22 protein-coding genes are annotated in these 24,648 nt (G+C 51.5%); 6 read left to right on the forward strand and 16 right to left on the reverse strand.

The window, feature by feature from the left end:
* Nucleotides 1-212 precede the first annotated feature (212 nt).
* From SNR34_RS19695 to SNR34_RS19735, 9 genes are all read right to left on the reverse strand, one after another.
* Nucleotides 213-2,153: an FtsX-like permease family protein gene (locus SNR34_RS19695; protein ID WP_486180024.1), complete on the reverse strand. Its 1,941-nt coding sequence runs from the start codon at nucleotides 2,151-2,153 to the stop codon at nucleotides 213-215.
* Complete coding sequence (locus tag SNR34_RS19700) at nucleotides 2,128-2,898, reverse strand: ABC transporter ATP-binding protein (RefSeq protein WP_339273115.1); 771 nt, start codon at nucleotides 2,896-2,898, stop codon at nucleotides 2,128-2,130. The genes SNR34_RS19695 and SNR34_RS19700 overlap by 26 nt, the downstream gene beginning before the upstream one ends.
* 176 nt (nucleotides 2,899-3,074) lie before the next feature.
* On the reverse strand, nucleotides 3,075-4,064 hold the full coding sequence (locus SNR34_RS19705; protein ID WP_486180025.1) for a sensor histidine kinase: 990 nt from the start codon (nucleotides 4,062-4,064) through the stop codon (nucleotides 3,075-3,077).
* Complete coding sequence (locus SNR34_RS19710) at nucleotides 4,061-4,771, reverse strand: response regulator transcription factor (protein WP_339273119.1); 711 nt, start codon at nucleotides 4,769-4,771, stop codon at nucleotides 4,061-4,063. The genes SNR34_RS19705 and SNR34_RS19710 overlap by 4 nt, the downstream gene beginning before the upstream one ends.
* Before the next feature lie 100 nt (nucleotides 4,772-4,871).
* Nucleotides 4,872-5,906 carry a diacylglycerol kinase catalytic domain-containing protein gene (locus SNR34_RS19715; RefSeq protein WP_486180026.1) on the reverse strand — a complete coding sequence of 345 codons (1,035 nt, stop codon included), beginning with the start codon at nucleotides 5,904-5,906 and terminating at the stop codon, nucleotides 4,872-4,874.
* Entirely contained in the window at nucleotides 5,903-6,943 is a 1,041-nt protein-coding gene (locus SNR34_RS19720; protein WP_236411933.1) for an SPFH domain-containing protein, read from the reverse strand. Before SNR34_RS19720 ends, SNR34_RS19715 begins: the two co-directional genes overlap by 4 nt.
* A gap of 245 nt (nucleotides 6,944-7,188) precedes the next feature.
* Complete coding sequence (locus SNR34_RS19725; protein WP_290371397.1) at nucleotides 7,189-7,311, reverse strand: hypothetical protein; 123 nt, start codon at nucleotides 7,309-7,311, stop codon at nucleotides 7,189-7,191.
* A gap of 1 nt (nucleotide 7,312) precedes the next feature.
* Nucleotides 7,313-7,840 (reverse strand): accessory gene regulator B family protein, encoded by a 528-nt coding sequence (locus SNR34_RS19730; RefSeq protein ID WP_343260922.1) that lies wholly within the window; start codon nucleotides 7,838-7,840, stop codon nucleotides 7,313-7,315.
* A complete protein-coding gene (locus SNR34_RS19735) occupies nucleotides 7,788-8,492 on the reverse strand; it encodes a hypothetical protein (RefSeq protein WP_486180027.1) in 705 nt (234 codons plus the stop codon). The genes SNR34_RS19730 and SNR34_RS19735 overlap by 53 nt, the downstream gene beginning before the upstream one ends.
* Before the next feature lie 487 nt (nucleotides 8,493-8,979).
* Here SNR34_RS19735 and SNR34_RS19740 point away from each other — a divergent pair, with 487 nt between their 5' ends.
* Nucleotides 8,980-9,693: a stalk domain-containing protein gene (locus tag SNR34_RS19740; RefSeq protein ID WP_236411930.1), complete on the forward strand. Its 714-nt coding sequence runs from the start codon at nucleotides 8,980-8,982 to the stop codon at nucleotides 9,691-9,693.
* A 220-nt stretch (nucleotides 9,694-9,913) separates the two neighbouring features.
* On the opposite strand, the gene SNR34_RS19745 is transcribed toward SNR34_RS19740, so the two are convergent.
* The gene (locus tag SNR34_RS19745) at nucleotides 9,914-10,678 is read right to left on the reverse strand and encodes a YheC/YheD family protein (protein WP_236411924.1); all 765 of its coding nucleotides are present in this window, start codon (nucleotides 10,676-10,678) and stop codon (nucleotides 9,914-9,916) included.
* A gap of 195 nt (nucleotides 10,679-10,873) precedes the next feature.
* Between SNR34_RS19745 and SNR34_RS19750 the strand changes: the two genes are divergently transcribed.
* Nucleotides 10,874-11,689, forward strand: coding sequence for a DUF6492 family protein (locus SNR34_RS19750; protein ID WP_486182491.1), 816 nt, complete (start codon nucleotides 10,874-10,876; stop codon nucleotides 11,687-11,689).
* Nucleotides 11,690-11,867: 178 nt separating this feature from the next.
* Here SNR34_RS19750 and SNR34_RS19755 read toward each other — a convergent pair whose 3' ends face one another.
* Together SNR34_RS19755 and SNR34_RS19760 are read right to left on the reverse strand one after the other, a co-directional pair.
* A complete protein-coding gene (locus tag SNR34_RS19755; protein ID WP_486180028.1) occupies nucleotides 11,868-16,241 on the reverse strand; it encodes a glycosyl hydrolase 53 family protein in 4,374 nt (1,457 codons plus the stop codon).
* 282 nt (nucleotides 16,242-16,523) lie between these two features.
* Complete coding sequence (locus SNR34_RS19760; protein ID WP_236411915.1) at nucleotides 16,524-17,240, reverse strand: YceI family protein; 717 nt, start codon at nucleotides 17,238-17,240, stop codon at nucleotides 16,524-16,526.
* A 212-nt stretch (nucleotides 17,241-17,452) separates the two neighbouring features.
* On the opposite strand from SNR34_RS19760, the gene SNR34_RS19765 reads away from it, so the two are divergent.
* Nucleotides 17,453-18,139, forward strand: coding sequence for a response regulator transcription factor (locus SNR34_RS19765; RefSeq protein ID WP_236411913.1), 687 nt, complete (start codon nucleotides 17,453-17,455; stop codon nucleotides 18,137-18,139).
* On the forward strand, nucleotides 18,124-19,587 hold the full coding sequence (locus tag SNR34_RS19770; protein ID WP_486180029.1) for a HAMP domain-containing sensor histidine kinase: 1,464 nt from the start codon (nucleotides 18,124-18,126) through the stop codon (nucleotides 19,585-19,587). The genes SNR34_RS19765 and SNR34_RS19770 overlap by 16 nt, the downstream gene beginning before the upstream one ends.
* Before the next feature lie 83 nt (nucleotides 19,588-19,670).
* On the opposite strand, the gene SNR34_RS19775 is transcribed toward SNR34_RS19770, so the two are convergent.
* A complete protein-coding gene (locus SNR34_RS19775) occupies nucleotides 19,671-20,471 on the reverse strand; it encodes an AAA family ATPase (protein WP_486180030.1) in 801 nt (266 codons plus the stop codon).
* 308 nt (nucleotides 20,472-20,779) lie between these two features.
* Between SNR34_RS19775 and SNR34_RS19780 the strand changes: the two genes are divergently transcribed.
* Together SNR34_RS19780 and SNR34_RS19785 are read left to right on the forward strand one after the other, a co-directional pair.
* Entirely contained in the window at nucleotides 20,780-20,932 is a 153-nt protein-coding gene (locus SNR34_RS19780; RefSeq protein WP_236412898.1) for a DUF1540 domain-containing protein, read from the forward strand.
* Between the two features lie 198 nt (nucleotides 20,933-21,130).
* The gene (locus SNR34_RS19785) at nucleotides 21,131-22,588 is read left to right on the forward strand and encodes a 4-hydroxyphenylacetate 3-hydroxylase family protein (RefSeq protein ID WP_486180031.1); all 1,458 of its coding nucleotides are present in this window, start codon (nucleotides 21,131-21,133) and stop codon (nucleotides 22,586-22,588) included.
* Nucleotides 22,589-22,610: 22 nt separating this feature from the next.
* Here the strand turns inward: SNR34_RS19785 and SNR34_RS19790 are convergent, their stop codons facing one another.
* The 3 genes from SNR34_RS19790 to SNR34_RS19800 all read right to left on the reverse strand — a co-directional run bounded on the left by SNR34_RS19790 (nucleotide 22,611) and on the right by SNR34_RS19800 (nucleotide 24,531).
* Nucleotides 22,611-23,177 carry a nitroreductase family protein gene (locus SNR34_RS19790; RefSeq protein WP_486180032.1) on the reverse strand — a complete coding sequence of 189 codons (567 nt, stop codon included), beginning with the start codon at nucleotides 23,175-23,177 and terminating at the stop codon, nucleotides 22,611-22,613.
* An 86-nt stretch (nucleotides 23,178-23,263) separates the two neighbouring features.
* Entirely contained in the window at nucleotides 23,264-24,073 is an 810-nt protein-coding gene (locus SNR34_RS19795; protein WP_486180033.1) for a hypothetical protein, read from the reverse strand.
* Between the two features lie 5 nt (nucleotides 24,074-24,078).
* Complete coding sequence (locus SNR34_RS19800; RefSeq protein ID WP_339273143.1) at nucleotides 24,079-24,531, reverse strand: flavodoxin; 453 nt, start codon at nucleotides 24,529-24,531, stop codon at nucleotides 24,079-24,081.
* Nucleotides 24,532-24,648: the final 117 nt, after the last annotated feature.

A 24,648-nucleotide genomic window follows, 5' to 3' on the forward strand; every position in this document is an offset into this window, starting at 1 on the left:
CATTCAAGTCCTTCGGCTAATCTTAGCATGCAAATGCATACCTAATTCGACGCCCTTGCCGGCAAGAAGCCGCTCAAGCCCCTGCGAAGCACCTCGTTATGTACTGCCCGTAAACGGACAACGGCCCGGACACCCTTGATAGCAATCAGGGTTCCGGGCCATTTATGTTTGTTGAAAATCATGTCAAGCCGACCATATGCTCCAGCATGTATTCATACCATCTTTTTGCGCAAGGAGGAAATATAGCGACCACGAATGATGAAAAAGTAAAGGGTCTGCAAGCCGAGGAACGCCCCGAAGACGCTCAAAACGGGCACCGTATAATCCGTAACGCCGAATTGGGTCAGAAACGGTTTGACCACAACCAGCGTTTCAACGATGGCCGTCAGCATCGGGAAGAAAAACAGGATCGCAATCTGCACGGTGGACGAACGTTTCATCTCCTGAAAACTCAAACCGATTTTCGACAAGCCATGCACCATCCTCCCGTCCGCCTCCAGATCGGTATGCAGCCTGAAGTACAGGAAGCTTGCCGAAGAGATGGAGAACACAAGACCGATCATCACACCCAGAAACGTAATGATCGAGGTGGCTTCCCGCGTATTTTCAAAGTTGGCGTATCGGGTTGCCATGTACCCGGAAAAACCGTATTTCTCGGGATCCATTTGTATGTCGTCGTCCAATGCCTGCAATTCTCTGCTAATCCGCGCCTCAGGCGAATGGTTGGCAGGTATGTCTTTGCCCCATGACGGAACGCTGTACAACAAAACGTTGGCTCCGGAATTTTTTTCTCCCACTTGTGAAAAGTCCTCATCCGGCAGAACCAATACGCTTGAAGCAAACATGGTATCCCAATACATAGTGTCCTTTATCGACTTGTCAATCTGAACGTGGGTTGAACCCGATTCCTGCTGGAGCGTCATCATGTCACCGGCTGCATAGGAATGAAATGTCGTATGGCTGTCCATTTCCGCTGAATTGCGCGAGTCGATAAATATCCCTTTGCCGGACGCGAGCTGCTCAGCCTGCTTTCCGCGAAGTGCATTGATGCGATTGTAATCGCTGAGCGACAACAGTGCCGTATGGCTGCCCTCCGCTACGCCCCAATCATAATGTACGTAAGCTCGTTCATAATTTACGCCTGCCTGTTTAAAAACAGAATCAATGATGCCAAAATCCTCGCCTTCCTTAGCATCATAGATGCGGTACTGAACCGGGAACTCGCTTTCCCGAAACTTCTCCCGATTATCCTGGTCCAGCGATAAAATGACGACCGCGCTCATCGAAGCCAGGGCGATCACGACCGTAACCATGAACAGCATACGTGCGTTATCCTTGATTTTGTACGCCATTTCCGACACCCACAAGAGGCGTGTCCCCTTCCATCCCCAACGCCGGCTTCGCTTCAATAATCGCATGACCAATACCGAGAGCTGGGAGTAAAAGAAGTACGTTCCCGCAATGCCGCTAATCGCAGCGATCAAAATGTTCACCTCTTGCAGGTCATCGTACAGTGCAATGAACCCGGTCGCCAGCAATCCAGCGCCGATCAGCGAGAACAGCCATGACACCCTCGGTTCTTTTTTCGGCCTGCTCGTTCCGGTCAATAGATCCAGCGCGCGCCTGTTTCCAATAAACGCCAGGGTAAAGAGCGAAACGCCGACAAACAAAAGCATAAACGCCCCTACCGTCAGTCCAATCGCCTTCAGTGGAAAATAGAACGGCAGATCCTCCATGCCAATGAAACGGGTGGCCACCATGAGAAACAATTTGGATAAAAGCATGCCGCCGGCAATGCCTGCCACGATCGACACGGCTCCGATCAGCATATTTTCCAGCATGATCAAGCGCCGGATCTGGCCCGGCGCGGCACCAAGAATCGTTAAAATGCCGAACTCCTTATTTCTGGACTTCAGGAATGCGCCGATCGAATAGATGACAAAAAAGATGGCAAACACGTATACAATGCCTGATGCAATCCCCATCCCCACCGATGTCGTCTCTCCCATGGGCATAGCCTTCACCGAAGGATGATAGATAAACATCGCATAGGCAAAAAAGATCATAACCATCACGACACTGCTCAGGAAAAAAGCAATGTACGCCCGCCCGTTGCGGCGAATGTTGTTAAACGCGAACTGAGGAAAGCTCATGCGAATTCCCTCCCCAGAAAGATAACGTGTCGATGATGCGCTGGAAAAACGTCTGGCGGTTGTCACCCCGGTGCACTTCGGCCGCGAGCCGGCCATCTTTGATGAATACGATGCGGTCACAGTAACTGGCCGCAAGCGGATCATGCGTCACCAGCATGATCGTCGTTTTTTCCTGCTGGTTGATCTGCTCCAGCGCTTCCATGACGGCCTGGGATGATGCCGAGTCGAGCGCTCCCGTCGGCTCGTCCGCAAGCACCAGGGACGGTCTGTTGATGATCGCCCTGGCGATGGCCGTCCGCTGCCGCTGGCCGCCGGAAATTTCGAAGATGCGTTTGTTCCGAATCTGATCGATCCCCAGCCGGGTCGTGATCGCTTCCAGCCTGTTCTCCATCTCTTTCAGGCTGACGTTGTCCAGCGTCAAGGGAAGCACGATGTTTTCGGCCACGGTCAACGTATCGAGCAGGTTGAAATCCTGAAACACAAATCCGAGCTCACGCCGGCGGAATTTGGCCAGCTCCTTTCTTTTCATCGCAAACGGGTTTTGACCATTAATCTTCACCTCGCCCGAGCTTGGGTCGTCAATCGTCGAGACCATGTTGAGCAGCGTTGTTTTTCCACTCCCCGAAGGTCCCATAATGCCGACGAATTCCCCTTGCCGGATGCTCAGATGTATATCGCTAAGGGCTTGGGTCTGCACCTTTCCCGGGTAGGTTTTGTTTAAAGCCGTAACTTGAAGCATATCCATTTTCTCGTGTTCTCCTTCGTGATTGGTGTGTTACATTACAAGCATATCCGCCCGCAACTTGCCGTACCATCGATTTACCTTAAACTTTCCTTACACGGCCTTTAAGGTTGTGTTCCCATCACAAAAAGGCGCTTCGCCCCAGGCAAGCACCTTGCTAAACCACGATTAAATCTCACTCATTTCGCCATATCCCAACTGAATCGCACCAGGGTGCCTTCCTCCGGCGCAGAAAACAATTCGACCCGGTTGTCGAGGCGTTTGCTGATTTCACGTACCAAATACAGGCCCATCCCCGTTGATTCATGATACTGCCTGCCGCGCTCCCCCGTAAAATACGGATGGAACACCCGCTGAATGTCTTCGGCCGAAATACCGATGCCCTGATCCTGGATGTCCAAAATGATGCGATCATTTTGCGAATAAGCGGTCAAGGTGATCTTTTTGTCCGAACCGCCCTCTGAATAGTTGACGGCATTGGTTAAAATCTGAGTCAACATAAAGCGCAGCCATTTGGTATCGCTATATATTTGCCATTTCGGTTCAATATGGATTACCGGTATCACTCCCTTACGGATAAACAGGCGGCGGTTTTCGGCGATGCTGGCTTTGACGCTCTCCAGCAACGAAATTCGCTCTACCCGGAAGTCTCCTTCGAACTGTTCCAGCCTGGACGAGTGCAGTACCATTTCCAGCCCTTTGCGCAATTTGTCCAATTCGTCCTGAATGCTGCCTGCGGTCTCGTCTTCCACATCCTCCAACGTGAGCTGAATGATGGATAACGGCGTTTTCATTTGATGCACCCAGCGGTTCATGAACACGGTCTGCTGTTCGCTCCGTGCACGCAGTTCATTGATTTCGTTCTGCTGCCGGCGTTCCAGTTCAGATACCAGATTCCGGGTTGCGAGCGCAAGCTCCGCATCGCCGAGCGAATGATACGGTTCGCGAACGAGCCGTTCCGGTTCCTGAAGCGCAAGGTACACTTCACGAAGCTGGATATAGCGCACGACCAGATACACCGCAAGCACCGCGGTGCCAAGCAGTACGCCGTACAGCATGATGCTTGGCGGCCTCTTTTCGCCGGAAACCCAGTATACACACGGAACAAGCAGCATTTGAGCAACATAACATCCGAGCAGAAGGCGGTGGTCTTTCAGAAAAAGCCTCATGCGCCTCCTCCCCATTCGCCATCAAGGTCAAGCAAGCGATATCCCACACCCCGCACCGTTTCCAGCGCATCTCCCGCTCCGAGCTCTTTCAATTTCCGGCGTACCCGCGTAATATACACGTTGAGCGTGTTGTCGTCGATGAAATGCTGGTCCTCCCACATCACATCGAGCAACCTATCCCGGCCGACGACCCGTCCCGCCTTGTTCATAAGCACCTCCATAAGCGCTGCTTCCTTCTGCGTCAATTCGACCGAGTTTCCTTGATGCTCCAGCACGTATCGTTCCGGATACAGCACCAACGCGCCATTCGCGATTTTCGGTTCTTGCTGAACGGCGGCATACGTTCCATAGGCTCTGCGCAGCTGGCTTCTGATTTTGGCAAGCACGACTTCGTATTGAAACGGCTTCGTGATATAGTCGTCCGCCCCGTTCTCCAATGCCATCACCTGATCCATGCCGCTGTCGCGCGCGGAAATGAACAGGATCGGACAGATCGAATGCGTGCGGATTTGCCTGCACCAATAAAAGCCGTCATATTGCGGCAAGTTCACATCCATCAATACCAGATCGGGCCCCCGTTCAGCAAATTCATGCAAAACATCGCGAAAATCCCGCACCATATGCACCTGAAACCCGTTACGGGTCAAATATGCGGCCAGCAGCCCGGCAAGCTTGGTATCGTCCTCAACCAACAAAATCGATTGCATGGTCAACCCTCTTTCCAATCCCTGACATCACTTACTTCATCCAGTCTACCATTCTAGCCGGAATTGATATGGAAATAAAGGGCCGGCGGTCAACTAGCTCTTAGATCACCAATTGCCCACGCTTCTCCGCAAGGCTGATCGTCGCTTCGATGCCTGAATTGAATTCCAGGAAGTCCTGCTCCACCCCATCGCTGAAAATAACCCCATCCTCCGGCATCTGCGATACAATGCGCAGGGGCTGGCGCGAATGGATCTGCCCGAAGACAAGGTCTGCCGACGTCGTTCGGCTCGGAAACGGCTCGCGCACCGTGAAATACAAATACGGTGCATCCCAGCCGAATGGGCTGCTGATGGAAGCGGTTTGGCGATAGGTTTTATCCGAGTCTTCATTTCCATGCTCCCTGTCCTGCAGCTGCATCCAGGCCTCGGAACGAGTGATGCCGTATGCCCCGGCCAGCACGCTTTTGAACCAGCCCGTCGATCCCATGCCCGTCGACACGATGATGCCGCTGGAAGATTGCCGCTCATGGGTCGGGCCAAGATGCATTTCATATCTGGCGGAAACATGGGTTTTGCGGCCAATGAACAAATCGTTGACGCCGTACAGCACCTGCCCGTCGTTCAGTTCGGCCTTGGCCAGCGTCACTTCCTTTACCTGACGGCGCTTTTGCATGACATCCGGGATGATCAGCCCCAGATCCTCGGTCGTAAAAGGCAACAACACGCCTTCCCATCGCAAAGGATCCGGATTGACGCCAATCAAGGGCTGGCCCGTGACATACTTGAGCGTGTTTGCCACCAGGCCGTCCTGACCGACAACGACAACGATATCCTGCTCGCCAAAAATGAAGTTGGGCACATGCTCCCGCTCGACGACCTGCACTCGCCCAAGCTGCGCCAGCTGCTGCCTGACTTGCAACACCGCCTGCTGATAACGTCGGTCTTCTTCCATGTAATCGCTGAAGTCCGCACCCATCCGCTCGATATAAAATTGGGCTTGCTGCACAGTATTGTACCTGACGACCAGTTCCTCAAGCCTTGTTTTGCGTTTGATAAGAACCAGCTTGTTTTCGGTCATTCGCCCCTGTTCCGCAGCTGGCGCTCCGGCGTTCTGTCCGCTGTGTCCCCATCTCATCTTGCCCGGCCTCCCTGCTCGCGCGCAGACGGGGACATCAGTCCTTGCAACAGGTCCGGCGAGATGTTCAGCTGCCCGATTTTGCCGGCATTCTCCGCAAGCTCCTGAAACGCAAGCGCGATCAGCTTATCCGAATTCATGCCCATGTTGGCCATCGCCTGCAGCACGGCCGGTTCCACATCCTGCAGCGATTTCATGACGGCCGCGAGCGCATATGCCTTCGCGTCCGCTTCGGCGTTCTGATTCGCCACCGTCAGCTCGATGAGCTGCCGCTTGCGCTCCTCCATGCCTGTGTCGAACTGCAGCTGCTCCTGCTGCATCTCGTTCTGCTTCTGCCTTACCGAACGCTCTGCCTGCAACTGGGTTTCGCGAATTTGCCGCTTTTTCGTTTCCACCGCGATCTCCGTATTCAATTCGTTTTCCTTCACTTTGCGTTCCTGCTCGATGGAGGCATTGCGACGTACATACAGCGCTTCGTCGGCCTGGCGCAAAATCTCTTCCCTCGCCTGTGCTTCCAAGGCACGCATCGTCTCCTTATTGGGCAGAATGGCCAGAATGGACAGCCCCATTAATTCCACGCCAAGCTTCTCCAATTCTTCGCTCTGGGCCACCTCTTGTTTCATATTGCGCGCCAGCCGTTCGCTCGATTGGATGGCTTGGCGCAAGGGCATCTGTTCCAGATGTTTTTTGGTCAGCACTTTGGCGATCGTGATCACCCGCTGGTCCAGCTTGCCGGGATCGTCGGAAATATGCTGGTGTTTGCGCAAATTATAGGCATAATTGAGGCTCTGGGTAATTTTCATGTAATCCACGATCCGATAGCTTAACTGCCCCTGAACGGTAACCGTCTGATAATCGGCGGTAATCTCTTCGAACATAAAAGGCACATCCACGGACGAAACCGGCAGCACCACGACCGAAGTCGTCGGCTCATAGTAATAGAACGACAAACCTACGCCCTGACGCTGTACTTTACCGTTCTTGATCTTCATGACGTACTCGCTGGGCTGAAACTTGACGAAGCGAAAACCAAACATCGCTCATTCCCCATTTCTTAATATAGTCATTATGATATTATCGAAATGATAACAAACAAAAACGTTAATGTCAATATGACAATATCACTAAACGTAAACAGGTTTCTTCCTTTTCGATCTTGGACGCGAGAAGGCTTTTCATGCTCCGATGCGCATCGTATCATTTTCAGAAAAAACAAAAAGCGAAGGCCGTAGGAGCCATCGCTTTATTAAACACCTATTATTCATCGATCATTCATCAAGAATCATTTCTTTTTCAGTGCTTCGGGCATTTTCATCGCTCCAACAATGCTTTTGCGTTTCTCGGAAGATTTCTTTGCTCCTTTTGTAAGGCCTGCAGCAAACACTCGCGCTATTTTTTGATTCAATTTAATCACCTCCTTCCCGTTTGGTCCATACTGGAAGGATGAGAATGGCTTGAATAAAAAATGCCCATGTTATTTCTGATGACTTGACTGCAAAATTGGCGACTACGAGCCCGGCTGAAATCCATTTCAGCCATCGATCCCACGATGTTGGATTGACATACTCAAATTCGTTTGGCGCATAAAGCAATACAATAATAAGACTGATTGCATTCAGTACAAGCATGGCTTCTACATTCAAATGGATCAACGGAATGATCGCCGCAACAACTCCCGTTACAACAGAGCAGATCGTTATCGGCAGATGCACTCCGCCTGAAAACTTTCTCAGCATCACAAATGAAAACAGAGCGATCAGAGCTCCCATAAACGTCCCGAATGCCAACCCTAAAAGGATGGTCAATAACAAACCTGTATACCAATTAAGACGAAGGCCCAGCTCATACTCCAAAATTTCAACGGTTCCAGGTCCTTCAGGATCAGCTGCTTTTATGCTTAGCGCGATACGCCTCGACAGCCGCTCTAATATCACCTCGTTCCCTCCTTATCGAAAAGAAATAGGAAACTCCAAACGTTAAAATGGCTAGAACTAAAAGCCGTGTTGGATCAGAGCTGTATAATAAGATCAACGTCATGCAGATCATAAATGCAGAAATGATGGTTCCTATTAAGTAAGGTAAATTAGTGCTGGATAAGTAGTTCTCTTTTGTCAAAAAGTCATGCGGTGGCCTGATGATAAATGAGAACCCATAGTCGAAGATGGAGAGCACAAAGCCGATCGCATAGGTAATCAGGATGGAAGCGAACTGAAGCAAATAAACCATACTTCCCTCATTCTGTTGAATCACGCTTATGTGCATAACATCAAAAAAATGAAACAGATGGTAAATGGCCATTTGTATTGCTGCATAAGCGGATATTCCCGCCCCAGCTATAAAAGCGGACAAGTGCACTTTCAATTCCATCCCAAACCGTAAAAAAAGCACGAAGAAAATATACTGCAAAGGTAAATCCAGCTTTGGCGACTCTAAAGTAATGCGAATCATATACGAAAATGTAGAGATAAAGAAAACGAAATATGTAATTTTGACGCCATACGCTCTAAACGGTAACATGTACAGTTTCAGCATCAATAACAACATCGCTAATGCATCAAAAAATCCAAGGATAATATAAATGACCACGGTTACTTGGCACCATCCCTATTAGAATAACTATTGTAGTTATTATAAAGGAACGTATGGCAATTCCATAGCCAATTTAATACAGATGGATACCATAAATCGCTATTATTTCTTTTTTATACAAGGAACGTTTGTTCTTATTATAATGTAAATATAGCATTTTTGTAAAGGATAATATTGTTATTTAGAAAAGGATACATCATGAGTTCTCAGAAACGATGTTCAATTGATCGCTGTCATGTTGCTGATTTGTCGAGGATTTCAGCCCACGTTCGTTCATAAGCTCATCCCGCTTCAATCTAAATCATCGTCATTACTTCACAAACATCATACATAATTGAAACTTTTTTTGAGTGAAGCCATTATAATTTCCATCACCGAAATGTAAATTTAAGTAATTAAACCCATGCTAGACACTGTCCATTTATTTGAAATCATACAATAATGAGATATAGCAAATACATATACTAGAAAAGAGGAGATTGACTTGAAGAACAACACGTTCAAAGGAATTATAATAGGTGCTTCTGCAACCCTTCTACTAACCTCTGGGATTGCTTATGCAGCTGACTATCCTTTCAGTAAGAAACTGACTGCAGTGTACAACAACATTAAAGTAATTGTAGACGGCGTAGCAATAACACCAAAAGATGCAAACGGAAATACGATCGAGCCTTTCATTGTAGACGGTACTACATATCTGCCAATCCGCGGTATATCTTCAGCTCTAGGAAAAGATGTTAGTTGGGATCGGACGACTGCCACTGTCTCCATTGGAAAACAACAGGGAACTGGTAAAATTGTTGGCTTGCACCAACTCACTCCTTGGGAAGGCAAGTTTGAATGGGATGATAAATTAACAGCCTTTGAAATTCTACAAGAAAAGATTCAACCATCGTTAAACTTACGTTCAAATGGGGATCAGGCAGTGTATTTATTAAAAGGAAAATATAAAACGATTTCAGGAAATTACGCAGTATCAGACAAACTGGAAGACGGTTATCTTCGTTCAGTAGTAATCACTGTTGATGACCAAAAAATCTATGAATCCCCGACTCTTTCAAGAGGGATGGAACCGATAAATTTTAATGTTGATGTAGTAGGAGGGAATAAATTGACGATAGAGTTTAACACGCATGGAACGCCTTCTTCATCGGAGCCTTCCAAACTTTGGGATGTTAAACTCACCGAACTCAACTAATATTTGTTCAATCACATCCAACGTTTTCATCATTTCCCTCATAACAGCACATTAATGAAGGCACGCTATGAGGGAAGTGTGTTTCTCCTAATATACTAGAGGCGCTTAACTTGAAGGGAGTTATTCCTGCAGGGGGCATTTTGGACAAAACGGCCCTTACGCGCAAAAAAGCCATTTAACGTGACGTTTTTTGCCTGCCGCTGTTTTTGGATACTCCCTATTATTTCGGCTCGGTTTGCAGTTTGCGATAACAATGAATGACCCTGCGGTACATCGCTTTATCCTTTAATTGATTGAAAATATAAGGGTCTGGCTTGATGTTCACCTCAATGATCCACGGCTTCATCATATGATCCAGGCCAAAATCCACGCCGATCTGCTTCAGATAAGGGTATTTTTTCTTCATATGGCGGGCGATTTGCAATCCGAGCTCATTCATATCCCGAACCACTTGTTCTCTACGTTTTGAGGAAGCATGCGATCCCAACAGCTGGTGAATGTCCATCGGTTTGCCGCCGCTGTGATAATTGGTCACGATTTTCGCGGGGTGGCCCAGCCGACCGATCACCCCGGTAGCTTCCCACTGTTTGTTCGGATTGATCTGGACCATGACCCGGATATCAAAATGCCTGTTGTTGTGCTTGAGCAGGTGGATTCCTCTCTGAACCAGGTACTCCTTTTTCCCTACACGTCGATTCAGGCTGGCATGAAAGGAATCGAAGTCCTCGAATGTCCAACGCCGCTGCTCCCATTGATAGGCATAATGCCGCCGCCCCGCCACTTCCGCTTTGATTACGCCTTTTCCATGCGTACCGCGCTCGGGTTTGACATAAACCATGCCGTATTTGTGGATCATCGATTTCAGATTGGCCGCATTATATCTCTGCGTATCAGGAACGAACGGCCTGATGTAATCGTTACTGAGAATCGCCTTCGTCTTTACCCATTTGCTGCTTAATGGCTGCGATTTACGGACTACCACCACGCTTCCTCTCCCCTCATTCGATGAAAGACTTCCTGCCTCCTCATTAAGACCATGCATTATATGCATAAGGGAATCGGACACCCTACGCAAACGCCCCCGATTAACGAAAATGGATGCGTTCATGCGCCCTGACCATCTCCCTCATGCACACATACCATGAACAAAATGAAAACCAACGCGCAAGGAGCTGAAGAAATGGCCGTTCAGGCTAAAGCGGAAGCCAACAACTCGACCCGAATCGACGTGCTGATCCCCGCGATCGATAAAGACTTGAATACCCTTCCCCATGTCATCGATAGCGTTCGACGCCATGTCCGGCATCCCATTGGTCGAATTTACATCGTATCTCCGGAGAGCAGCGGTATCCGAAAGCTCTGCTCCCGTAAAAACTGTACGTTCGTGAACGAACGAACCGTCCTCCCGTTCACCAAAGACGATATTCATTATCAATCGTCCCGGTGGAACCGGTCGGGATGGTTGTACCAGCAACTTTTAAAAATGAACGGAGACCGCGTCGTCAAAGCGCAGCACTTCCTGGTCATCGATGCGGATACCGTCCTGATTCGCCCCCACTCGTTCATGACCGATAACAAAACGGCATTTTATTGTCGCGATTGGAGCCAACCCGAATATTTCAACACGTACCGCAAGCTGCTGCGCAGCAAAGCCCCTCGGCCCCGTTCATTCGTCACCCACTACATGCTGTTTGAAAAAACGGAGCTCGCTTCATTAAAAAAGAAAATCGAAACGATCCACCGATTGCCGTGGTATAAGGCAATCCTGTCCAGCATCAACAAGAAGAAGCAATTCGGCTTTTCCGAATATGAAACCTATGCCAACTATATGTACTCAAGTCATGCCGAGCGCATGATCCTGAGGAGCTCGAAGAACAAGAGCCTTTCGAAGGACGCCTCTTCTTTATCGAATCAGGAAATCCGCACATTATCACGTCGATACCGCTCATTGTCCTTTCACAAACGGAAAATCTACAGCAAAGCTCCAAGAGCTTAAGGAGGACCTCGTGGAAAGAGCGCAAACGATTCCATTCCCCGATGATCCGAAATTCAGGCGGATGCCTAAAGGCTTGTTGGCCTATGGTTAACCGAAGGTCCGTCAGTTAACTGATCGGACTCCCGCAAACGGAAAAAAATCGGGCCCATTTATGGCCCGATCCTTTTGACGTTCCAACTTAGTATAACTGCCGCAGCATACGTGCAGCAACGACGGCACCCTGCGCCCGGCTGGTCGTCCCTTGCGGCTCGAACCTGCCATCTGCCATGCCTTGGAGCAGCCCCAGATCCTGCATGGCCGCGACCGCCTGTTTCGCATACGCGGAAATGCTTTCGTCATCGCTGAATCGGGAAGTCGCCGCTGCTGAAGCATTCGCTGCCTCGCCACCGTGCATAGCTTGCAGCGCCCGCTGCAGCATGACGGCCATCTGCTCTCTCGTCACCGGCTCATTCGCTCCGAACGTGCCGTCTGCTTTGCCGGTCACGATGCCCATCTGCATCCCCCGACGCACCGCCTCGGCATACCACGCATCTTCGTTCACGTCCGCCGGAAGCAAAATGCTCTCCTTTTCGTGATTCATGTCGGCCAACGCGCCCGTAAGCAGCTGCAGGAATTGAGCCCGGGTCAGCGCTTCTTGCGGTTTGAAGCTGTCCCCGGTCATCCCCGACACGACGCCTTTGCCGTACAGTTCACCCACTTCGTTCAAAGCCCACGCATGCTGCTGGATGTCATTGAACGGCACCGCAATTTCGGTCAGCACAAATGTGCCTTGCTCATTCGGTTTGAACGCAAACCGCTTGCCTGCTGCGTCATAATGACTGAACAGGATCGGCTTCAGCTTCCCGTTATCCCGAAGCGTCTGCATAATCAGAACCCGATGTTCCGCGCTTGGCCCGGATAGCTCCTCCAACAGCACTTCAATGCCACGGTTCGTCCATGCCACGGGCTCTCCATTGACCGACAACCGGAGCTGTACGATCTCTCTCCCGCTTTTCATGGCCGCTTGTTGTTCGTCGGTTGCATCCGACGGCATTCCCCCTACTCGAATCTCCAGGGCACCGGAAACGTTGCCCTTCAGCGACTCAAGATCTTCGAGATATACGCGTACACGCGTCTGTTTGAACGATAGCTCCAACACCTGCAGCGATTCGGATCGTACCCATCCGGCGAATTGTCCGGCATCCAGCTTGAAGATGACCGCTTCCGCGGAATCCGGCACATCGGCAATCAACGTCAATGATTTTTGCCCGCTGCCTAACGCCTTCACTTGCTGCGCCACCTGTCCCGGCGTCGGTTGAACCACATACTCTACGCCTTGGGTCAACGTGCCTTGAATCGTCAGCGAAGAACCCTTCGGATCGTTCCCTGTCTCTGCAATGTTCGGTATCGTACCTTCATGGGCTGCATCGCCATGATTTCCGCTGCCGGATGTGCCCGGCTGGGAGGGCTGGGTTGTTCCTCCTGTGCCTGTGCCTGTTCCCGGGTCCGTGGTCTGCGGCTGCTTCACCAGTCCGTTGATCGCTCGCGACAATGCATCGTTGGCGGCGGCAAGCTCCGTCGAAGACGTCTCTTCATCTGCCAGCAGCGTATGTGCCAAATCCAATGCCTGGGTCAGGCCGCTCCAGCTCTCTCGCGTATAATCGCTCTGACGCAGCGACTTCACCGCATCCACGGTGGAAGCAAGTGCGGAAGAATCTGCCGGGAACACGCCATACGCTTCAAAATCCAGGAATCCGACCCAGGTCGAACCTGCAGTGACCGTAACCCGGATATAACGGCCTTTCGTACCTTCCGGCAAAACATGCCTCGGGCTCGTCGACACCACGACGTCGCTCGTCGTATCGATCACCGTCGTGAAATGTTCGTTGTCATCCGACACGTCGATGCGGTATTTGATGCCGCCGCTCCACATCGACATTTCGATTTTGCGCAGCACGGCCGTTTGCCCCAGATCGACTTGCCACCAGCTGCCGACGCTCTGATCCGTTCCCCAGGACGTGTTCGGATTACCGTCGATCGCGCCACCCGGCGAATTTGCCTGCCCGCCGCCCGTACCTGCACTGCTGGATGCTTCAGCCGTCTTGCCTGTCGTCAGCGCTTCCAGCGAAATCAGCCCTTCGGCTGCCCGCTCCAAATCAGCCAGCGACTGGCTCACCTCCGCTTGGATCGCATCCGCCTTGTCACGAACGGCGATGGCAGCCTGCAGCGCTGTTCTGAGCGCATGCCAACTTCGCTTCGTGTAGGAGGATTCCGCAAGCTGCTGCACTTCCCCGATTCGGATGGTCAGAGCCGTTTTGTCCACATCGGATAATCCCTGGATGGCCTTATCCAGCTTCTCTGCCGCCGCATTGACCTCGGTCTGCGTGGAACGCGGATCTGCCCATACACGTTCAGCCTGCTCCAGCGCCTTTGCCAATACCGCCCACGTCGCAGCAGACCAGTCTGCCTCCTTATACGTGCGAGCCTCCTCGATCTTCGCCTGAAGTGCGGTAAGATCGGCCGGAATGACTTCCATATGCAGCATGACCTCTTCCAAAGCCTGTGCTGCAGCATCGGACGCCGCTTGGGTCAGCCCCGTATTCGCATAGGCTTGTTCGTAGACTTGGCGCGCCTGCTCGATCGCGGGTGCAAGCGTCTTCCAGCTCTCCGCCTCAAAATCGCTCTCCACCAGCGCTTCGGCACGCGAGATCGCTGCCCACAGCCGCTGCCGGTTGGCAGGCTCCATGTCCATGCCGCGTTTGTACACATCCAGCGAATCCAGGGCGCGTCCTTCGTAGGAGTAACCCCCATTGCCCGGATATTCGTCGTAATCGAACATGGCCTGGTTCTCCCACGCATCTCCTTCCGAAGCGATCCAGCCTACGTCCGCCGCGATCCAGGCCGGCTCCCAATAGAAAAATCCTGCGCCTTTGTTTCCCGGAACTTTGGCGATCATGTCCATGATGCCGGCGATGGCATCATATTGACCCTGTACCGTGGCGGGAAATGTCGCTCCGCCTACATGCAGCGATTCCGGCGTGCCGATAATGTTGCCATGGGCATCCCCGTTTTTGAACGAAAACGGATAGGACGTCTCCGCGATGATGACATCTTTTCCGTATTTCTCGGCGATAAGGTTCATCGTTTCCTGCACGTCGGCAAACGTGCCGTGCCAGAACGGATAATAGGATAATCCGACGGTGTCGTAATCCACGCTGCCCTTCTCTAGTTCGCCAAAATACCAATCGAACATTTCCGCCTTTCCGCCCTCGGCCAGATGGATCATGATCCGCACCTGGTCGCCGCCTTCCACGTCGCGCACGCCTGCAATGCCGCTGTTCAGCAAAGCCGCGTTTTCATCAAAATTCACATTGCTGTTCAGACCGTTCAATACGCCGCTGTTGATCTCGTTACCGATCTGAACCATGTCCGGCATTGCACCAGCCGCTTTAAGCTCGCTTACCACTTCCTGCGTGTATTCCCGAACCGCTGACTTCAATTCCTCGAAGGACAGGTTCTCCCATGCTTTGGGGCGAATTTGCTGGCCAGGGTGAGCCCACTCATCCGAGTAGTGGAAATCGACCAACAGCTTCATGCCTTTGGCCTTCACCCGTGAAGCCATCCGAATGACATCTTGCTTGTCGTTGTAGCCATTCGACTTCTGCGGATCATTCCATAAACGAAGGCGAACATAGTTCACCCCCCGATCCTTCAAAATATCGAGCAAATCCCGCTTCGTACCGTCACTGTCGACATATGTACCGCCATTGTCTTCAATCGCCGTAAGCGTGGAAATGTCCACCCCGCGCGCATAATCGTCGCGATATTGCTGCACCGTGACCGTGGCGGAAGGCTGCACGGAGGCGCCGTACACCGTCCCCGTTACGGTAAAGCTGCCTGCTGCATCGTACTGCCCCGGATCGATCGCAGCCCAGTCGACGGGCACGGCCGCTCGTTTGCCATTGGAATAATGGGCATTTACCTCTTTCGGCAGCTCAGGGGTTACCCTTCTCAGCGTCGACACGCTAACCGAATCATAAGAAGTAATGTCCGCAGGCTCCGTGCCTTCTTCCTGTCCCCAGATTTGAAGCTCGGAGATGGCAGCCCAAGCACCGGTTTCTTTGTAAAATGGCATACTGACTTTCACGTATCTTGCGCCCGATGCCTGAAACTCCAGACTGGCCGTGCTCTCTGCACGATCATTGTCCGTACGGTCCACTTGTTTCGTCCACGTTTCCCCATCCACGGATGTCTCGACGACATACCGAACGACCACATCCGAATCCTTCCAGGTCACCTCGGCGCCGGACAATGCATACGCCTCTTGCAGATCAACCATGACCCATTGCGGACTGTCCGCCGACGTTGCCGCCTTGGCCATCCAATGTGTATCCTGACTCCCGTCTACCAAATGCTCCTTCTTGCTGCCGTACTCCTGGTATTCCGAGCTTACCGATACCGGTTTGTTCAGGGCAACATTCACGTTTGCCGCGGCAGCGGGCCGCGCCATCCATCCCCAATCACAGATGATCAGCAGCAAGGCCAGACAGCCGCATATGTACTTTTTGTTCACTTTCCGATCTCCCCCTCATGCATTGGCATGCCTTGATTTGTACAAGTGATGCATTAAATCACCTCTAATTGTAAGCGCTTCTATTTGGAGAGGAACACGGCATTTTGCAAAGGAAACAGCAGTTATTGCAACAAAATGCGCCTATCCTTCACGCGCACGGCCCAATGCAAAAAGCCTGTCCCCCTGCCAGATGCCGGCCGGAAACAGGCTTATTCTACTTGAGAGCTGGATATGGGATCGAAGCGGCTGCTGCATCAGATAATAGAGTGTTTCTTCGGCCGATCATTTGTCCAGTTTCAATTCCAATTGAACTTGAATGTCGTTTTCGGTGGACAGTACGACCGAGTGTGGGTTCGTCATGCCAAAGTCTTCGAATGTCACGACCGTGGTTGCGGACAACAGCAATTGGTTGTTTTCTTGCGCCGCTTTGACATCAAACGTGACTTCTTTCTCAATGCCTCTAACCGTTAACGTGCCGTTCATTTTGAAGTCGACCGTTTGGCCTGCCGGCCATTCTGCCGGAACGCCTTCAAACGATGTTGCTGTAAACGTCGCCTGCGGATTCGTTGCGATGTCGAAGAAATCGGCCTGTTTCACGTGCTCGTCGCGCTGAGCGTTGCCGGAATCCAGGCCATCCAGTTCGATCTGTCCGCTGGCGGACATCTGGGATGGATCGTCCACATTCACTGTCCAGGAGCCGCTAACCTGCTCGTCCACGAAGTTGACGGTTTCGCGCGATGTCGTTACGGAGAAATACACTTTCGAACCTTCGGCAATGTTCCAATCGCCATTCAGCTGCTCCGCTCCCGCAGCTTCGCCCGTTGTGGAGCTCGTCTCTCCGCCATCGCTCACCGCGGAACCCGAAGTGCTGGCTGGCAGTACCTGCTCGATCTCGACGTTGTTGCCCAAATAGCTGTTCGCGAAATAATAACCCCCACCACCAAGCACCGCTATCGCGGCCACGCCGGAAATCACCCAAGTCTTCGTCTTTTTATTCATCTCTATTCTCCTCCAATGATTGGTTATTTGTTTGTTCGTTGGAAGTATCTTATCAACCGAATGTGTCAAGATGACGTCAAAACGAAAACCAAGGGAAATTTTCCTTCAATTTTCTGAAAAAAGGGGCCTTGGCTTTGAGAAATGTGATCATGTACAATCAGTTCAGGCCGTGTGCCGATAATAATCGAAGGCAATGGAAAGGAGAACCCGCTTTGAAATCCATACTCATCGTCGAAGATGAGGAAGCTATCGCACGCGTGCTGGCTGCCTATCTGAGAAAAGCAGGATTCGATGTGCGACATGCCGCGGACGGGCCGACGGCCCACAGCATGTTTGATGCGAGCACGCCTTCCCTCGTTCTGCTGGATGTCATGCTGCCCGGCATGGACGGCTGGGAGCTGCTGCGAATGATTCGTGATAAAAGCGCATGTCCAGTCATCATGCTGACGGCACTGGACGATATACAGGACCGCCTGAACGGCTTGAATGCCGGGGCGGACGATTATATGAGCAAACCCTTTGTGCCGGAAGAGGTCGTGGCACGGGTCAATGCCGTGCTGCGCCGCAATCCCTACTTGACGGCGGGCGGTGCAGGCAAGCGATATTTTGGCAGCCTGGTGATTGACCTGACGGCCAAGCAGGTTTTGCTGCACGGTGCAGAAGTGGCGCTCACGCCAAGAGACTTGTCGCTGCTGCTGTTCCTGTCCGAATATCCCAACCGGACCTTCACGAGAGACCACTTGATCGAACAGGTATGGGGGCTCGACTATGATGGAAGCGACCGGGCCGTGGACTTGTCCATCAAGCGGCTGCGCCAGGCTCTAGGCCAATGGGAATCGGAAACGGGAGAAATTCGCACGCTGCGGGGAATGGGGTATCAATTTTGGATCGCCAACTAAAACCGAATCCGCCCAAACGCAAAACATCCATGCTGTCCTACTGGACTCTTCGCTATTTTCTGATTCTTTGTATCGGATTCACCCTGATTGCAGCAGGAGCGCTCTATTGGATCCGCAGTACGTCCATTGAGAAAAGCATGAAAACCGCCGAATTGCTCGGCCTTGAGATCGCGGAAAAAGTGACCGGACCGGGAAACAGGCTGCTCATCCCCCCGGACATCGATATGCTGGTGGACAAGCGGATCAAACTGTTCAACACGGACAACTATTTCTGCATCATGGTGCTGGACAACAACCATCATTTGATGTACTCCAGGCCGAAAATGACGCAGGACGATGTGCGCTATCATCTGTCGGATGACTTGAATGCGCCAAGGAACAAGAACTACGCCGGCGTTACCGTCAACATTACAGACTCGAATGAAACCCTTGGCAAAGTATGGGTCATGCAGTCCAAAAAGTCGCTCACGTTCAGCACGGAAACGTTTGTCATCGTGGTGCTGCTGCTCGCCGCCTTGATTCTGTGCGGCTGGTTCACCATTTATTGGTTGTCACGCAAGCTCTCCAAACCGATCCGGCAAGTCGCCCATGCGGCAGAACAGATCCGAATCGGCAATTATGAGGTCAATCTGGACATCGATACGAAGGAACAGGAAATGAATGAACTTGTCAGCTCCTTCCGGGATATGTCCATTCGCCTGAAACAATTGGAAGAATGGCGCGCCTTGTCCTTGGCTGGGGTCACTCATGAATTGAAAACCCCGGTCACCTCCATCAAGGGTCTGGTCATGGCCGTACGGGATGACATTGTCAGCCCCCAGGAAGGAAAGGAATTTCTCGATATCGCTCTGAAGGAATCTCAGCGGATGGAACGTATGGTCGCCGATTTGCTGGACTATAACGCCATGAGCGCCGGCAGCGTGGCGGTGCGGGATGAACGTATCGATCTCCATCTGCTGGTAAGGGAAATCATCTATCAGTGGAGGATCACCTGCGAGGACAAAATGCCCGAGATTGAATTGGAAGCGTCAACGGGCACGCAGTATGCGATCGGTGATGCGCTCCGCGTTCAGCAGATCATCGTCAACTTGCTGAATAACGGGCTTCAAGCCATGTCTGATGAACAAACGCCTGCGTTCCGGATTCGCCTGCAAGCCGAGGGAGAGCATCTCTCGATCGATGTACGGGACTATGGCACAGGCATTGCTCCTGAAGACCAGCCCAAAATCTTCGAACGTTTCTACCGCGGCGAACTCAAAAAACGCCGGACTCGCGGACTCGGACTTGGTTTGACTTACAGTCGTCTGCTCGCCGAGGCGCAGGACGGAGAACTGTTCCTCGCTTCCAGCAGCCCGGAAGGCAGTATCTTTACGCTAAGGCTTCCGCTCTGGACCCCGCCGGATCAGCACAAGCGCGAGCAAACCTACCGTTCGCCGGTCAATGCTTGACACACCGATGGCAGACCAAAAAACACCCCCGAAAGATTCTCTGACGAAATCTTCGGGGGTGTTCATTTCTTCAAGATCAAAAGCTAAGTCGTTACCGGTCTCGGCATGTATTCGGCATAAGCCTCTGCCACAAACTGCTCTTGCAGCGAACGGCCGGCAATGATCGCTTTTCGCTTGGCTTTGAGAACAATCTGCTCCACGTCGGCGAAGCTGCAGCCTTCGAGGCGGTTGCATATGTAGTCCGGTAATCCCGGTTCGTGTTCGAAGGAACCGATCAGCTTGCCCACATACGTCTCACGGCTTTGGCGATCAGGCATGGTATAATTTATTTTTGTATCGAAACGACGCCATATCGCATGATCCAACTGTGCGTCCAGATTGGTCGCCGCCATAAACACACTTTCCCCTTCCCACTCATCCATGCATTGCAATAAGGTGTTGACCACCCTCGCCATTTCTTTCACTTCATCATTCGATTCCCGGGTACGGGCAATGGCATCGAATTCGTCCATGAACAGCACGCACGGATTCGTTCGGGCATATTCAAACAGCTTGCGGACGTTAGAGCCGGTCTCTCCGAGGTGACTGTGGATGATCGCATCCAGACGGACGAGCACAAGCGGCAGCTGCAGTCGGGCTGCCAAATACGAAGCGGTTAGCGTTTTGCCCGTTCCCGGCGGACCAAACATGACCAACCTGTTCGGCAAAGGCACATCGTGAGCCGCAAATCGCTCCTTCATGCCTTGGATCGCAATAAATTCTTCGACGATTCTTTCATTTTCTGCGGAAAATACGATATGTCTCGCTTTGCGCTCACATTCTTTGCTTGTATAAAATGCAGCCATATCCATGCCTTTAGCTCGCGGCATACGATAGGAATTCATAGATTTGCCCATGATCTCGGATGCTCCTCATTTCATTCTGGTTTAATCGTAATTATTACTATTAAACAATAACATAAGAAGCCCATTTTGCAAAGGCTGTCCAGTTATTATGCAAATCATCCATGGATTACAGATCATCCTGTTGCAAGCGTGCCCAATATTTGTTATTCTTAATTTGCATTCTTGTAAAACGCAAAAAAGCCCTGCATCTCATGCTAGAGCAAATGATCAGATTCGCAAGCGGCAACTTGCTAAGTCTGGAGCGTTTTACCATGAATGACAATTCCGATAAAGCGAGGTCAACAATCATGGCAAAAGACGTATTGTGTGAAGTTAACTCCTGCCGTTACTGGGCTCAAGACAACAAATGCAGCGCTTCTTCCATCTACATTGTAAGCCACAGCAACAAAGAGGCGAACACTTCTGCTGAAACAGATTGCAAAACATTTGAAGTAAAATAAACATCTCTCTTGAAGGAAAGGGACCCTGGCCGGTTCCTTTTCTTTTTGTATTGTAACAAGAATGATAATTATTATCAAGCTTTATTTTTAAAATGTTCCCCGGTTTTGCTCACGGATGCACATTCGGGCGCCTCCCCACGTAAACTACGGCAGCAGGAAATCTGCCCATGACCGAATCGATCCAAGAGGTGAATGTGTATGCCCGCTAAAAACGGCCAGCAGTATATCAACCGCATCGACGAACAAACCGTCCCTTGCTGGTACAAGGGAGAGCTTTTGAGCGGTAAACGCTCCGAACATTTCGCGTTCTCCGGATTGATGCGCACGCAAGCGAAAATGTATGACTTGCAGCATGACCCGCAATGGGCCGACGTGATGACCTATGCTTCCCCATCGGACGGGAGCCCTGTAGGCATGTCTTTTCTTCCGCCCACCGATGTCAACGATTTGCGCAGACGCCGAAAAGCGATGAACATCTGGTCAGGCATCCACCATGGTTTTCTGGGGAGATCTCCGGATTACATGAATACAGCGATTATGGCCTTCTATACTGCCGCAGAAGTACTTCACGAAGCATCGCCGCAATATGCCGAAAATTTGAAAAATTACTACGCCTACTGCCGGGACAATGATATCACCCTCTCCCATGCCTTCATCCAGCCGCATGCGAGCAAAATTTCGGGTCAGTTGGATTCCACGGAAGAATCGATCGCCGCCAAAATCGTGGAACGCACCCATGAGGGTCTGATCGTCAGCGGTGCGTTTCTGATGGCGACCCAAGGCGCCACCTCGGACGAAATCCTTGTGTATCCTTCTCCTTCGCCTGCACCATTCGAAGACGAGAACCCGTTTGTTTTTGCCTTCGCGGTGCCCAATGACTTGCCGGGAATTACAATGGTATGCCGGGATAGTTACGCGGCGGAGTCGGATTTCAATTACCCGCTCAGCTCCAAATACGAGGAAATGGACAATTTGGTGATCTTCGATCATGTGCTGGTGCCCAATGACCGAATTTTTTTCGCCGGAGAAGAGGAACTGTCCCCCCTCCTGTTCCGGGAAAGCCATTTCCACGTTCATGCCGGTCATCAAGTGCTGTGCCGGTATATTGCCAAAACCGAGTTTCTGCTCGGAACGATCCAATTGTTGACCGATACGCTCGATTTGGGCTCCGAATCACATGTTATCGAAAAAACAGCCCGCGTGATGGCAGGCCTGGAAACGTTGAAAGCATTATCCGTTGCGGCTGAAGAAGGTGCCATTCCGGACGGACGCGGATTTATTTTGCCTGCCCCCAAACCGCTAATGGCCGCAAACCTCATCTATCCCAAGCTTTATCCCGACATGATCGAAATTTTGCAGCTCGTCGGTTCGAGCGGCATGATCATGATCCCGCAAGAAGAAGACTTCCGCTCGGCTGCGGCGGCACACTTGGAAACGTACCTGAAAGGCAATGATTTGGCATCCTTCGAACGGACCGCCTTATTTCGCTTAATATGGGAGCTCGGCGCCGGATCGTTCGGCGGAAGGCAAAAGCAGTTCGAACGTTTCTTCTTCGGCAACGCGATTACAGCGTCGGGCCGATTGGTATCGGCTTATTCCGGCGATGATCGCTTCCGCAAACAAGTGCTTGATTTCATCACGAATACAAACCGCTAAACGTTAGGCCATTCGGCGGGCACTACATCCGATGGTCGTAGACGGTCATTAGCTCCGAGGCCGGTCTGCCCGCGCCCAGATCGCCGAAAGAAGGCCGGTCCCCATAGCCGATGTGGAACACGCCCAATACCCGTTCCGCGCTCGTTAAACCCATCAGATTCATAAACACGGGATGCTGCTGGTAGTCATTTGTTTTCCAGACTGCCTGCAGCCCCTGCTCCGCCGCAAGCTGGCTGAACCTTCTGCTCCATGCTTTGGCCTGCAGCGGATCATCTTCCCGGGCGTTAAACGGTGCCACGACGACAAGATGCGCGGGAATGGCTTCGGTGTATTGATACGCGGCCCAATCCCCGTAACGATCCGCCAGATGAGGGGGATAACTCTGACGAACCGCCTCCAGGTAGAGCTGGCGCCCTTCTCCGGAGAACAGCATAAACCGCCAGGGCTCCGGCGTCATAACGTATAATGAAGGATCTGCTTGATCAAGCAACCGTGCGATTACGGATTTCGGAACAGGCAGCGGACTGAACTCGCAGCCGCCTGTGCGCTTTTTGCCATGCCCCATATCTTGCCTCATACCTGCCGACATTTCTTCGCTCCTCCCTTGTTCCTCTGTCCATACGAATCGGCGTATCCATGCATGCTTCTGTCAGCATTCCGCCACTATAAGTGACGTTACATCACCCAATTTTTCTTGGGCTCGCCTTCGCATTTCCAGCGGTCCGTTTCGTCATGTATGCGTGCCTTATCCCGAGGTGTAAACCGATCCGAATCCAGGCACGACTCCTTCGCTCGGGGAATGCTTTCCCGGACAAGCCGGATGTAATCCTGCGAGCGCTGCAGCGACCTCGGCCCGGGGAGATGGCGGATTTTGCGCCCCTCTAACAGGCAATACGTTTCGATCATGCCCGGCAGCTGCCCGAAAGTTTCCCAGCAAAATAAGGTAGCCATATGCTGGAATGCTTCAACCACATTGGGGTCGTAAACGACCATGTATTTCTGGATCAGCAGCGAGTCCCAACCGGCAGGCTGCCAGACCGTCTGAAAAATCATGGACAAATGCATGGACATCGACGGTATTTCCGTTTTCCACTGTTCGAACACGATGGACGGATAATCCAGATCTTCGTTCTTGGCCGCCACGAGGGACAACTCGTCGGTAATCCGGTTTTTCACGTCCCAATAATGCAATACGGAATCGAAACCGGTCGTTTTTTTGGGCCACCATTTTTCCAGCAAATACTGGATGGGCACTTCCTTGCGAATCCCCGGCTCCATGCTGTAAAACGCATTGACTGCGTGGCTGACCGCGTATTGCACGCGGTGCCTCCATTCCAGGGTGACAGGCTGGTCGGCATTCGGTTCCGGGCGGAGAAACCGATGCGGGCTGCGCAGCATTTCTTCAAGCCTGTAATCTTCAAGCAGACGCTCGGGAAAACGTGTCGTTTCACGTTCCGAAGCTGCTTGAATGTTATGCTTCAACATGATGATCAGGACACCCTTAATCCGTCGGCAGCGAACGTTTTGCCGAAATCGCGGCAAGTCACCTTCTCCTGCTCTGTCGGACTGTATTCGATCTTCAGCGTTTCTGAATGCACGTCCGCCCCGCGCTCTTTCAGCTTATCCACCACCACATCCACGGCACCGCAGAATTGCTCGTAAGCCGTATCTCCGCTGCCAAACACCGCCGCCCGCTTGCCGCTCAGGTCAAGCTCATCCAGTTCTTCGTAAAAGTCCAGAAATTCATCCGGTACTTCCCCGTCTCCCCAGGTATATACTCCAATGAGAAATGCATCGTAATCCATGAGGTCGGCAGCGTTGCAGTCCGTCACGGACTTGAGAACCGCTTCGTGCCCTGCCTGCTCGATTCCCTCCACGACCAACTCTGCAATCTCTTCCGTATTTCCTGTCAGGCTTGCATATGCAACCAATAACTTAGCCATCTATTGTCCCCTCGCTTTTATAGGTTCATGTCATGTCAATCCAACGATATGATATCATCAAAATAATAAATGATAATGATTATCATTGTCAAATATTATTATAGTTCTCTTCTCAAT

The sequence above is a fragment of the Paenibacillus sp. XP01 genome, from assembly GCF_057364885.1.